10 protein-coding genes are annotated in these 13193 nt (G+C 34.4%); 4 read left to right on the top strand and 6 right to left on the bottom strand.

What is annotated here, in order from left to right; genetic code table 11:
- Positions 1-391 precede the first annotated feature (391 nt).
- Positions 392-3337, bottom strand: coding sequence for an autotransporter outer membrane beta-barrel domain-containing protein (locus BAR153v2_RS01155; protein WP_078679951.1), 2946 nt, complete (start codon positions 3335-3337; stop codon positions 392-394).
- A 1741-nt stretch (positions 3338-5078) separates the two neighbouring features.
- Here BAR153v2_RS01155 and BAR153v2_RS01150 point away from each other — a divergent pair.
- From BAR153v2_RS01150 to BAR153v2_RS01140, 3 genes are read left to right on the top strand one after another with little or no spacing between them, the layout of a single operon-like run.
- Entirely contained in the window at positions 5079-5819 is a 741-nt protein-coding gene (locus BAR153v2_RS01150) for a creatininase family protein (RefSeq protein ID WP_078679950.1), read from the top strand.
- 14 nt (positions 5820-5833) lie between these two features.
- Positions 5834-6868 (top strand): GTP-binding protein, encoded by a 1035-nt coding sequence (locus BAR153v2_RS01145; RefSeq protein WP_078680914.1) that lies wholly within the window; start codon positions 5834-5836, stop codon positions 6866-6868.
- 10 nt (positions 6869-6878) lie between these two features.
- Positions 6879-7850, top strand: a complete 972-nt coding sequence (locus tag BAR153v2_RS01140) for a WD40 repeat domain-containing protein (protein WP_078680913.1) — start codon at positions 6879-6881, stop codon at positions 7848-7850.
- A 248-nt stretch (positions 7851-8098) separates the two neighbouring features.
- On the opposite strand, the gene BAR153v2_RS01135 is transcribed toward BAR153v2_RS01140, so the two are convergent.
- The 5 genes from BAR153v2_RS01135 to BAR153v2_RS01110 form a co-directional block, all read right to left on the bottom strand.
- Positions 8099-8959, bottom strand: a complete 861-nt coding sequence (locus tag BAR153v2_RS01135) for a phytoene/squalene synthase family protein (RefSeq protein WP_078679949.1) — start codon at positions 8957-8959, stop codon at positions 8099-8101.
- A 391-nt stretch (positions 8960-9350) separates the two neighbouring features.
- Complete coding sequence (locus BAR153v2_RS01125) at positions 9351-9560, bottom strand: hypothetical protein (protein WP_371325858.1); 210 nt, start codon at positions 9558-9560, stop codon at positions 9351-9353.
- A 269-nt stretch (positions 9561-9829) separates the two neighbouring features.
- Positions 9830-10021: a hypothetical protein gene (locus BAR153v2_RS01115; RefSeq protein WP_078679948.1), complete on the bottom strand. Its 192-nt coding sequence runs from the start codon at positions 10019-10021 to the stop codon at positions 9830-9832.
- A 277-nt stretch (positions 10022-10298) separates the two neighbouring features.
- Positions 10299-10481, bottom strand: coding sequence for a hypothetical protein (locus BAR153v2_RS07325; protein ID WP_158078270.1), 183 nt, complete (start codon positions 10479-10481; stop codon positions 10299-10301).
- Positions 10482-10870: 389 nt separating this feature from the next.
- Entirely contained in the window at positions 10871-11074 is a 204-nt protein-coding gene (locus BAR153v2_RS01110; protein WP_078679947.1) for a hypothetical protein, read from the bottom strand.
- Between the two features lie 877 nt (positions 11075-11951).
- Here BAR153v2_RS01110 and BAR153v2_RS01105 point away from each other — a divergent pair.
- Positions 11952-13142 carry a multidrug effflux MFS transporter gene (locus tag BAR153v2_RS01105; RefSeq protein ID WP_078679946.1) on the top strand — a complete coding sequence of 397 codons (1191 nt, stop codon included), beginning with the start codon at positions 11952-11954 and terminating at the stop codon, positions 13140-13142.
- Positions 13143-13193 lie beyond the last annotated feature (51 nt).

Raw genomic sequence — 13193 nt, 5'->3', positions numbered from 1 at the left:
CAAAATCTAGTTTATTCACCATAACTGGTTTTAATTGGCTACCGCCCCTCCTACTCCCACAGAAAAATTTTTACATGAAGTTTCTCTCTCTTTAAGAGAAAAGCAGAAAACTAGCATATAATATAAATGTTAACACTGCTAAAACAGTAATAGAAGGTGTGGGCACATACAATTTTCTTTGCATTATTTTTCTAGGAAACTCTCTATTAGAAGCAATATGCACCACGACTTTAGCTCCAAATAGAACGACAAAAAGTAATAATAGGAATTTTAGCATAATTAGCTACTGAAATTAAACTACGCATAGGATCAGAATCTCTGTGAGTTCCGCTAAAAAACTTAACGAAATTGACAAACAGTCATTAAAACAAAACAGACTAATCTTGAAGGACTAAAATTGATAACGTAATCCACTAGAAACACTAATTCCAGAAAAACCAGCTTTGGTTAACTTATGCTTGTATAACAAATCGCCATGCAGTGCTATAGTGTCAGATAATTGGGCATGAACACCCATACCTGTTTCAACTGTAGAACCAAATGCACCTAACTGAAAAGCATCTTTAAAATATACTATCCGCTTATTTTCATAACTATGTGCAAGATGAAGTTTGCTATAAAAGGAAATGACACGTGCCTTTTCAGAAGAAGTAACAGCTTTTGTTAAAGAACCACCAACGCGTGCTATCAATTGATCATGCTTCCCTAGCTCAATATCAAACCGATCAATATCACGAGCTTTATCAAACATGATAGACTGATAAATAACTTGAAGCTGCGGCTCAATAATAAAACCATTATAGCCTGTGATAATAGCCTGACCTCCCATCAAAGAGGTACTCAAAAGTCTACCTTTTAATGCGGCTGTTTTACCTCGAGCAAGAGTTACAACATCGCCCTTTAAAAAATCGTAAGAGAAAAATCCATTCACATAAAAACCTGCATCATGCTGTAAATTAGCATAAAGCTTGCCTGACCATTTATTAAAAACACTCTTTTGACTTTGTTTAACGGCAAGAGGCTGAAGAGAGAGCCTACCATAAGTCCCCATCATTCCAAAAGACAAAGCACTCTGTTTATTCTCTAATGTCTTTAAGACAACACCTGCTGTCATACTGTTATAGTCCAGATCGGCTCCATAACCATGTTCAAGAACAGACAAATTTGAAGTATAGCGATGATTACTCCCATAACCGCGTATAAAAAAGCTTGTCTTTCTATTGTCATCAGCTTCATTAGGAGCATTTTGTATGATTTCCAAAAGTTCGTGTTGATTACTCATATCTACCACACCTGCATGAAATAAAGCATGAGGTAAGAGCAAATAACTTGGGAGTTGTGGCACAACTGCTGGCACTCTTGGACCTAGTTCTGGCGTTGATGGTGGTAATGGTTTTGGTTCTGGCGCTGGTGGCGCTGATGGTGGTAACGGTTTGGGTTCTGGTTCTGGCGCTGGTGGCAGCGATGGTGGTACTGGTGCTGGTGGCAGTGACGGTGGTAATGGCTTGGGTTCTGGAGAAATATATTCACTCTGCAGACGATAGTCCCAAAAATTACTTCCATCACCATTAACTAACTTTTGCTCAGGATTAGCCTGACCACGGGAAGAACTTGGACCATAAGCAAAAAGACCATATTTATAAGGTGAACCTTCGATTGTAATATAATCGCCATTCAGTTTGAAGGAATTTTCTTGTGCTGTACCGGAAACCTGAATAAGCGAAATACCCTGAGTATTCCCATTCTTCCCTATATCACCTTTCGAACCTCCATTTTGAGCAGTAACATAAACAGTGGTCGTACCAGATACATTGCCATGGATCAAAACTCTATCAGTTTTCCGACTATCAAGCGAACCATCAAGGTTCAAACTTGTGTTTAAATGGATCTGCGCATTATCCTTTGCAATATAAACATTTCTTCCTCCTCTTCCAATGTGAAGTGTTTGATAATTATAGGCTTCATTAGACTTTAATCTTTTAAAATGAATGGAACTGTTGTCAAGACCGAGTACTGAAATATACAAATTGTTTGTATCTAAATCTCGAGAATTTTTCTGTTTTCTTTGTGTCAAAAACCATATAGAATTACCGCTTAAATAGAGTTCGGCAGTAGAACTACCATCAACATAGCTACCCCCTGTCAGTAAAGAATTATCAGCTAAGACAAGTACAGAGGATCTCTTTTCAGCCATTAATAATTGATCAGCGCTAATAGAACTATTGAATAAGCTAATATTACCTCCTGCCGTACCGGCACTATAAATAGCTGGACCTCCTGCAACAGTCAGTTTCGTATTTTTAAAATTAACAAGTCGCGCCACAAATTTAATGTCTGCAATAATATCTAAATTTTTCTTGCTCTCTTCGACTACACCTATTGCATTATTTTCTGCCTCTATTATATCGTCTGCTGCATTCTCTCCTTTAAAATATATACCATAGAATTCATCCCCTTTTATCTCAATAGTTGTTCCTTCTATATTGGCTTTCGTTATGTCAATATTACTTTTATCGCTTTGTAAATTTTCATCCAATGGATTCAAAGAAATGGAATTAGAAGTAGCAACTGTATTGTCCATTAATAGGCCATGAGCACCAATAACATTAATATTTCCATTTCTAAAATCAAGATTACCACCATGATCTATGTAAAAAACAGCATAATTTTTTTGTTCTTTTGTCGCACCTATTCCGGTAATATATGTACCATTGAAAGTAACTTTCCCTGCCAGCGCCGCATAAACCGCATTACTGTTTGTAAAGTTAATTACCCCACCATTTTTAACTTCAACACTCGCTCCTCCCATACTGACAAGACTTGCTTTCCCCTCTTTCGTCTCAATCTTTGGATTGACTAAAATAACATTCGTTGGTCTCCCCAACGCCTGAACAGCTATGTTGCTTTCTTTAATTGTACCATTATACATTCCAATTATTCCATTGCTCACATTAAGAGCTACATGTGTATTACTCACAACCGACTGCGTTAAAACGACTTTTCCTTCTTTTAATACATCGACACCATATATAATATTATTTCTAATCTTCTTAGCCTTCTCAGGCATTTTATCTACACCACCAAGCGTTTCTACACCACCAAGCGTTATATTTACCCCCTTAATATCTACACCTTTTCCCTCTGCTATTATTGTCTGAAAATTCTTATTGTTGATTATTTTTTCCTCACCATTACTACATTTATAAATTGACGTAGGACTTATCTTATTTTCATCACACTCAGTTGATTGATTGGGTTTTGATTTCACATTATCTTGAAGAAAACAAAAAATAGCTGCCGTAAAGAGATATAAATAACTATTAAATACTTTGCTCATAATTCATTTCACACTTTCTCCCCTGCATTTAAATATGAAAAGCACCTACTTCAAATGAGAAATACAAAACTAAGTAAATCTTACACAATTTAATACATTCTGTGTTTTATGTAAAGATAAAAACAAATCTACAATCAAGCAAGATTGCACAAAAGATTTATCAGATAGGTAAATTAGAATTAATAAAACACTCCACCAAAGTTCTCTCCTCAGAGAAGCCTACTTTAGTAAATTTATGTGATATATCAGCTTACTATGAAACATTATATTGATAGATCATTGGATCAAATATCTAAAAATATTTCTATTATTGAAGCAAAACCTCTCAGCTAGAACGCACCTTAAAATGCACAACCCATCTTATTTCGTCACTATGTGCATAATGAAAATTTTCTATAAAAAGAAACAGCAGCACCTCTTTGATCATTGTGAAAACTTTTGTCAAACAGTAACAAAGAAGCCAATATAACCTACAACTGCGTTTCAAAAATAAAACCATCACAGATCATCATAAAATTTGTTCTCATTAAAGAAGCACTCACAAAGTTACCTTTTAATATTGCTTTTTATCACTCCTTTGGACTTCATATTCCTCTTAAACAAATCATAGGAAAAAGTTCATTCATATAAAAGTGCATGCTACAGGATGGCATACATTATTCCTGATCACTTTTAAAAGTACTGTTTTGGCTTTTTTCGTATCCTAAGATTAAAGAAGTAATTTGACACAAGCTCCCAGCCTCGCAAAGGATATGATATACAAATTATGTGTCACTCTCTCACGTATTTAATACAATATCTGTTATTATAGCATTACAGTTAGAAACAGCTTCACCCCCATATTCAGAGATAAGATAGATTTGAAGCATAGCAATACTTTCAACCATAACTAAATATGAAAAACTTGTCTTCTCATTTTCTCATAATTACTAGTAATATGTAGAAAAATATATTCACTCTGAAAAAGATAATTCCAAACATCCTTATTAGATCTATTTTCTCCTTTCTCATTATTTCCCAACAATCTTTGTGCACCTTCTGTTTATTTTAGATAAATTTTAAACTATAAGAATAAAGTGTATATTTATAAGATGTTTTCTTGTTACCAAAATCCATGTTGAGCTATTTTCAAATGAAATTTTATCGTAACTCTATTAAAAATAGCAGCACTTTTAAACGTAAATTAATCAACCTCAACTTTCACAATACAAATCTCGTCTTTTAACAAAAATTATCAGATAAAATTTTATTATTCAATCTCTTATATAGTTTCTCTCATCTTAATCATAAATTGTAAATATAAACAATAACCACATTATTCAATAACTGCAAAAATTATCTTTTAAATTAACCAATTCCACTTGTGTTTCATTCTACTTTTTTAGCTTTTCTATCTCGATTATAAAGCCATCCTCATTATTTAAACAAAAATAATCAACTTTTGTAAGATACAAAGAGACTTCTGTCTTTCAAATATATAAATACGCATTACTTTTAGAAGCACAATTATATCCAGAACATTTGATATTCATTAGAATTAATTACTCTAAAAAATAATGAACTCACCTAAATAATTCATAACACCACTTCAAATAAAGTTTTGATTCTACTTCATACATATTTTGATACAAAAAACACTCTATATTTGCGTTTCTTGTATATATGGACTAAAGTTGAAGAAAATTACTCACATCATATTGTATCATGTGAACCTATTTACTTCTTTTTTGGCAATGAGTTTATGGTATCCGATATCCCTACCCTCGCCCTTTTACCTCTGGGTGCACATGAGTATCATGGCAACCACCTTCCCTTTGAAACAGACTGGATTATCGCTGAATCTTTTGCAAAAGCACTTACCTTAGCAACAAAAGAGCAATTTCAAATTACACTCTTACCAGTTGAAAAAATTGGTTATTCAGTAGAACATATGGATGTTATTGGAACACAAACATTGACCTTTTCTAAGGCTATAAAACGCTGGATTCACATTGGTGAAAATTGTTATCATAAAGGCATCAGACGTTTTCTTATTCTCAATGCTCATGGAGGTAATGGGCCTTTAATGAATATCGTTATTACAGAATTAAGAAGACGTTTTGCAATGCTTGCAGTGGCTACAAGTTGGAGTCGTTTCGGTTTACCAGAAGGCTTAATGGAACCATCTCAGGCACATCTTGACATCCATGGTGGATTTATTGAAACCTCTTTAATGCTATATTTAGCGCCAGAAAAAGTACATATGGAGAAAACAGAAAATTTTTATAATAAGCAAGCTGAGATGATTCAAAATTATCGATATTTACGAGCCTATGGACCTCATTCTTTTGGATGGATGATGCATGATCTTAATGAGAAAGGAGCAGCCGGAAATGCAAGCCAAGCAACAGCACAAGCAGGCGAAGCAATCTTTTCCCATGTTCTCCGAGAGCTTCGCGCTTTACTTAATGATATCAAGAAATTTAAAATAGATTCATTATAATGAAAGATATAATTATGGAAACAATACACAATTCTCCCCTCAAAATTCCTGTTACAGTCCTAACAGGATATCTTGGAGTGGGAAAAACTACTCTTCTCAATCGTATTTTAAATGAAAATCATAACAAACGTTATGCAATTATTGTCAATGAATTTGGTGAGATTGGTATCGATAATGATCTGATTGTTGAATCAGAAGAAGAAATTTATGAAATGAATAATGGTTGTATTTGCTGTACAGTACGTGGCGATCTTATCCGCGTTTTGGAAAGTCTAATGCAACGTTCTAACCGATTTGATGCTATTATTATAGAAACAACAGGAATTGCTGACCCCACTCCAGTAGCACAAACTTTTTTTATGGACGATACTATACGTGAGAAAACAGCCCTTGACAGTGTTATTACATTAATTGATGCAAAACATCTACCTCTTCAACTGAAAGAAAGCCCTGAAGCAGAAGATCAAATCGCCTTCGCCGATATAATTTTGCTCAATAAAATCGATCTTGTTAGTGCAGAAGAACGAGCACATATTGAATCGCTGATTTATACCATTAATTCTAATGCCATTATTTATGCAACGGAACGTGCAAACATTCCTCTTAATAAAATTCTTGATCGTGGTTCATTTGACTTACAACGAGTTCTAGAAAATGATCCTCATTTTCTTAATCATAAAAATCCCGATCATGTATGCAGTCCCGAATGTAATCATGAACATCATCATAGGCACAACCATAAATCTCTTATGCATAATGTTACGATAACCTCTATAAGTTTAAAAACAGGTGCTCTTCAACAAGAAAAATTTTTCTCATGGCTTCAAAAAATTACCCAAGAACAAGGTCCTAATATTTTACGCTTAAAAGGTATTATCGCGTTTCATGGAGATGATAATCGTTACGTTATCCAAGGTATACATATGCTTCTTGAAGGACAGCATCAACGCCCGTGGCATCAAAATGAAAAACGTGAAAGCCGACTTGTTCTTATTGGTCGCTCTCTCGATGCTGAAAAATTAAAAATTGATTTTGAAAATTGCATATAAGCGTGTTAAAATGCCAAGTGTTATCCCTTATAATCTCAAAAGTTATTGTTTATCTTGTGGTTTTATTAAAGATAAACCAGCTTTTGTTTCGGTAGAAGGTTTGATTGTTTTTCTTCAACAAAATCCACAAATCATTGAAGTGCATAAAGGCATAATTTCAAGCCACTTTTCTCCTGATAAGACAGCTATTATAACAGGTGGAGAAGATGGGAAAGTATGTAAAACAACAGCAGATGGTCGCGTAGAAATATTAGGTATACAAAAAGGCAAATGGATAAACAGTGTTTCTTTTGGCCCACATAATGTATTTGCTTTTGCATCTTCCCGTCTCATGCTAGCTAATATTGGTAAAGGTTTACAAGAGTTTTACCACAAATACAGTGTAGAAGGTTTAGCTTTCGCTCCAAAGGGATTACGACTTGCAGTTGCCCACTATAATGGTGTTACTCTTCATTGGTTGTTGACTCAAACATTACCAACCACATTAGAATGGAAGGGAGCACACTGTGATGTTATTTTCTCACCAGATAATCATTATGTAATTTCTACAATGCAAGAGAATGCCTTACATGGTTGGCGTCTCGCAGACAAACAACATTTACGTATGAGTGGCTATCCAAGCAAAGTTAAAAGCTGGTCTTGGAGCACAAAAGGAAAATGGTTAGCAACCTCAGGTGCATCAGCTGCAATCATTTGGCCCTTTCATACAAAAGATGGTCCAATAGGTAAAGCACCACTAGAGCTTGGTATACGAGCAAATGAGCTTGTTAGTGTAGTTTCATGTCATCCAAGCAAAGAAATTGTAGCTATAGGCTTTAATGATGGAATAATTTCGTGTGTACATTTTAGTGATGGAAAAGAAATATTTCTCAAGCCCTGTAGCAAGAGCGCTATTTCAACGCTCAGTTGGGATAAAACAGGTCATTACCTTGCCTTTGGCAGTGAAAATGGTGAATGCGGCATCATAAATATGATCACTTAAAAATATAACAATAAATTATTCTTATGCTTTAAAATTGATCATGTTCTCCCTCGCAAATTTGCTCTAGCCAAGATCACTGTAATCAACTGATTACTGATACACCAAATTACTATCAAAGGCTATATTAGAAAATAATTGAATATAAACAAAAGCCCCTCTTCCATTATTAATATAATCATGAATCAGCGATATTCATATGAAATTAGCTATAAAATATACTTAAAATGCTAAATAGCTCAAAATTATTATTAAAATAATTGCGGAAAATTACCACTAATTGCTGTTTTTGTTATCAACCAATAGCGATGAAGCAATAATGAAGTTGCATTTTCTCGAAAAACTTTTGCTCCCAACTGTGCTATTTTTTGCAAAGATGCCGGCGTAACTGCCAGTGGAAGAAATGCTGGTTTAAGTGTTTTAGGCAAAATAACAGAATGCCCATAAAACTTAAGATAGTAATCTCGCGATAACGCCACCATAGCTTCAATGATCCGCTGTTTTTGTTCATCATTAATGCAATCAGAATCTAGCTCTTCCCGACTCATCCCCAAAACCTTTAGCATATCATTAGGAAAATAACATTGATATCGTGATTGCATCAATGGTAAAAGACGTAATATGCCACTTAATGCTTGGGCTATTCCCCCATATTTACAAGCATCTGTAAAATTTGGTGCCACATCAAAATCTAATATCTGACAAGACAGGTGCAATATTGTACTTGCTGTTTTACTACAATAAGTTTCAAAATCGTGAATAGTTATTATTGGATTATTGTAAAGATCAAAAATACGCGCATCACAATACTGTAAAAAAGCTGTTTTGGATAACTTAAACAAAGTAATTGTTTTTAATAAATCATTTAAAATCGGATTACTCTCAATATTTTGTCTTTCATCATTAGCAATAGAATCGCGCCACCAACGTAATCGTATCTCACCAATAAGAGGATCACGTACACTTTCGCGAATACGAGCAACCTCTGCATTAAAAGCGTAAAGAGCAGCTAATGCTCGGCGTTTTTGTTTGGGCGCAAATAAAACTGATATATAACGATCACGATCTGTATTACGTAAAATATCAAGACAATAAGGAAGAAAATTTGTCATTCTACTGCACCTATTAATATTTTTTTTGTAGTGATTAAGATATTGTTTTTATTATATTTTAAAGTTAGGAATTCTAAAATAAATATGAAGAAATAGGATTTCACACTTTCCTTTATCAGGCACTAAAAATCAAAACTTATCTTCAAGGTGATTTTTGGTTTATGTCAAGTATCAAAAAACTTAGATTTTTCCTTTTGTAATTCGATCTTTTGTACACCTCTCCACCCACATACATGAGCGCTTTGTTTGTTGTGCTTTAAGATTTGCCTTGCCAAAGTTGGACTGATAACTGTAATATCGTTTCTCTCCAAATATATTGGAGACTAACCAATACAAGAAGTGTATTCATTTATCGTGCACCGACTGAGCAAGATCAACACGCACATTGGCATCACTTTATCTTATTAACTTCATTTTCTATTTCCAGCTGTGTTATTGCTCTCTTGACAATGGTCTCTCTTTGTTTGTGCCGTTCAGTCTTCTTGCCAAAACGAAAAGCCTTAACTAAGGCTACAAAAAAAGCGATTAAAACGCCATCACCACCACAAAATATCTTTTTCCCCAAAAGATCATAAACGTTGCTCTCGCAAGCATTTCGCAATAAACACTAACCCTAGACAGGATGCAAAAACCATAATCGTTGCTAAAGCCCATTGCACAGAACCACTCCCTACTAACAATTTCCCCAAGCCCCGAAAAAGAGGCTATCATAGGAGCAAGCATTTCTGCTTTTAAAATTCCTGTGGAATGCAGCTGTCAACCCTTCTACTTCTTCAAATAATTAAAACAATTTTCAGTGATTTTTCGTATCATTGTTCAATTCCATTCTATAAATAAACTTTGATCAATACAGCACCATCTCCACCACCCTCAGTTACTGCCAAGAAAACTATTATTACCATGACAAAGTTCAGTATTTTCACCGTCAAATCCACCTTTTTGATAAGGTTGAATTGAGGCTTCACAAAAAGCTATCATAAATTGGTCAACTTTCGTTTCTCTGCCACCATGATCACCATCTAGCTGTTTCTCCTTTTCCAATTTGTACTGAATTCTTGCCAAGAAATTTTGCTCTTGTTCTTACGTATGTACAACAACCACCAATAGCCACCCTTGTCAACAGAACTGCTTAACCCCAGCATTAGCACTACCCCAACCCATATCTCAAGTTCTGTCTCATCAATGATCGTCTAGCCAAGGGAGATCATCACTTTCTGTCATAAAATTGCAATCGGTTTTCTCTTTTCATTACAATGATAGCTTCCATTACTGTCACTGTTGCTGTTTCTTCTATTTGCTTGAAACGAAGTGAGAAGATTAATAAGTACATTCTCTGTTTTTATACCATTAATCCAATCTTGTTGTTCAAAAGCTTGAATGAAATAAACTTTTTCTTGCACTTATCAGCTATCTTTTGCGTTTGCATCGTCGATGCCCTTTGTATATCATCAATTTTTGCAATCTGTATGTGCTCTTCAACCGTTAATATAAAATGCTTGTCTCCCTCTCGCATATTGTCCATATCAAAAGCATCTCGTATAACTTTTAGGAAACATAGACTTGGCTTTGATAGCATAAGAAACTTAGATAACGAAAAGTAATGTATGGTATTTTCAGATCGACAGATGAAAGAGGATAATGAACGCCCTTATTATCCATATGCCATTTTTTTAGAATTACTTTGAAAAGGTTCAACCATTGTAACTTCAACCTTTCTTCTTCGCTCAGGATTTTTTTGTAGGACCTTCAATCATGTTTTCTATAGAAAATGCGTTTGACTGCAAATTATCAGAATCATACGTAGAAAGCTTCATATCACCAATCTCTAAAAGACAGTTTTAGCCAACTAACTCCCGATAAGAGAGGCTCTTCACTCGGAAGTTCATTTGTTTTATATTATAAATTGTGGCTTTAATCTTTGTAAGCAAGTGCACCAATGTCTCTCTTGGCAACAGCATCATCTGTCTTTTTTCTTGAACCACTGTTGCAAAATATTCCACCGAATTCCCCACTGAAATAGGAGAAAAGCGCCTTACTGTTTAAAAGGCCTTTTTTGAATTCTTCTTTTGTTGCTGCTTCAATCATAAATGCGTGCGTATAATGGGGAGTAGGCATGACATTCAATTCCTTAATAAATCATTGATAAGATTCTGTGGAAGGGAGACCTTACAAGTGCAATTCATCGATAATTTTTTCAGAGTTTCTAGGAGTTCATCTGGCGCTTTTAAGACTCTATCAAAGCACTTAAAAGGTCATGCTGAACACCATTTTGATAAGATCAGTGCTCTTATTAATGATGCATAAATCATTCTATTACTGGTATAAACGTATCGGTATAAACGCGGATTTGCTCCGCTTCAGCAATATCATCATAGCATATGGATTATTAAGCACTCAAAAACTTCATGATTTTATGGCATAAATAACAGCTGCATTAATAGGCAATGTTTCTGTCTCACCTTTTGAAGAAAAACTGACCTTATACGTATGGGAATCAGATGAGTTCATCTTTCCCGCTTTATAGAGTTGCTTCTGTTAAAATTACAATTTTTATTTTTGGGCATTTTCTTGTTAACATATTTATAAAAAACACAGTATTTTTGCCTCACTCGATTATCCTTAGCTGTTCGCGCTAAAGTTCTCACTCCATCCACTAATATTCGCATGGGTAGTGCTTTCCTGTGCCTAATCAGATTTCGGTTCTGTTACTGTAACTGCCCTTCTTATTGCTATGAAAAATATTTTAATTTTACTGCTTCTCTTCTAGGACCTCTACTCTTGCTCATTTTAATTAAATGCTGATATGCAATTTTTTACAAATATAAAAACCTAAAGCTCTAAAAAAATCTATATTTGTAAAAAATTGTAGTAAAAAAATAGAAGCTTATAAAATATACACATATTTTTTTGATAAAATATACTAAATATTATAATTATACTTGCATAATGTCTTATTATATTTATTATACCTATCGGGTTAAGGGGAGGAGATATGTATTATAAGCCTACACCATTGTTTATGGTAATTATAATATGTTTATCAGTAGGTGGCTTAATTTCTACTGATATTTTCTTGCCAGCGCTTGGAGATATGCGTCAATACTACCAAGTCACAGAATCTCGAATTCAACATGCGGTGGCAATTTTTTTATCTGCATTAGCTGTTGGACAACTCATTTATGGACCTCTTAGTGATAATTTTGGACGTAAAAAAACACTTCTGTTTGGCTTGTTTTTATGGCTGTTTGCGACATTGGGTATAATTTATACAGTCAATATTCAAGCCTTTTTAGCACTACGCTTTTTACAAGGTCTTGGAGCCTGTGCAGGGATTGTTTTAAGTCGCGCTATTATTAACGATTTAATGGACAAAGAAACCGCAGGAAAGTTTTATTTAGTTATTTTCCCTTTTGTCGGAACATCACCAGCACTTGCACCATTAATTGGCCAGCTTTTATTACAATTTTTTAATTGGCAATCGATTTTTATCTTTTTAAGCCTTTTTATACTTTTATCCATTTTCCTCTGTTACTTTGTATTAATAGAAACTCTTCCTCTTACAAAACGTCAATCTTTTACTCCTGTGGGAATTATTAAGAGCAGCATGGGAGTCTTTAGAAATAAACAATTTATTTTTTACGCATTGATTCCATGTTTTGCATATGCAACCTACTTTGCTTATATCGTAGAATCTCCTTTTTTCCTTACAAACTTAGGTTTATCAACTTTACACATTGGTTATAGCTACATTGGCGTTTCTTTAACCTATATCTTGGGTAATTTGGTAGCACGAAGCTTTCTTAAGCGAGAATCTATGGAACGCACTATTCGGCGTGGATATGTTACTTTTGTTATAGGCGGTATATTATTTGCTGTACAAATGTATGTAAGTCCGTGGCCGCTTCTAACAAGTTTAATAGCCATTTCTATTCTTACTTTTGGCAATGGTTTTTTGTTGCCATTAGGAACAGCATTGGCCATTTCATCACATCCACAAGCTGCTGGAGCAGCATCTGGAGTTATGGGAGCATTACAATTAGGGAGTGCTGCATTGAGTGCAGTAATTATCGGAACAATATCTGGACATAATCCATGGGGTTTTGCCATTTTATTGGCTACATGCTGCATAGTGGGTTTTGTAATTTATAGTCGAAAAGCAAATTATTTTATAACTTTGAAGTAAATTATATAATCAATTAGGAGGGGAATTATGGTTTAAAATCTTGATGTTACT

This window comes from Bartonella sp. AR 15-3, from assembly GCF_002022445.1.
Taxonomy (GTDB): Bacteria; Pseudomonadota; Alphaproteobacteria; order Rhizobiales; family Rhizobiaceae; genus Bartonella.
Note: the sequence above shows the minus strand (reverse complement) of the source record. Positions and strands in the feature narration are given on the sequence as shown.

Excerpts from the sequence above, each read along its gene's own strand:
- BAR153v2_RS01105 (WP_078679946.1), top strand. The coding sequence starts at position 11,952 with ATGTATTATAAGCCTACACCATTGTTTATGGTAATTATAATATGTTTA.
- BAR153v2_RS01150 (WP_078679950.1), top strand. The coding sequence starts at position 5,079 with ATGGTATCCGATATCCCTACCCTCGCCCTTTTACCTCTGGGTGCACAT.
- BAR153v2_RS01110 (WP_078679947.1), bottom strand. The coding sequence starts at position 11,074 with ATGCCTACTCCCCATTATACGCACGCATTTATGATTGAAGCAGCAACA.
- BAR153v2_RS07325 (WP_158078270.1), bottom strand. The coding sequence starts at position 10,481 with ATGGACAATATGCGAGAGGGAGACAAGCATTTTATATTAACGGTTGAA.
- BAR153v2_RS01140 (WP_078680913.1), top strand. The coding sequence starts at position 6,879 with ATGCCAAGTGTTATCCCTTATAATCTCAAAAGTTATTGTTTATCTTGT.
- BAR153v2_RS01145 (WP_078680914.1), top strand. The coding sequence starts at position 5,834 with ATGGAAACAATACACAATTCTCCCCTCAAAATTCCTGTTACAGTCCTA.
- BAR153v2_RS01155 (WP_078679951.1), bottom strand. The coding sequence starts at position 3,337 with ATGAGCAAAGTATTTAATAGTTATTTATATCTCTTTACGGCAGCTATT.
- BAR153v2_RS01135 (WP_078679949.1), bottom strand. The coding sequence starts at position 8,959 with ATGACAAATTTTCTTCCTTATTGTCTTGATATTTTACGTAATACAGAT.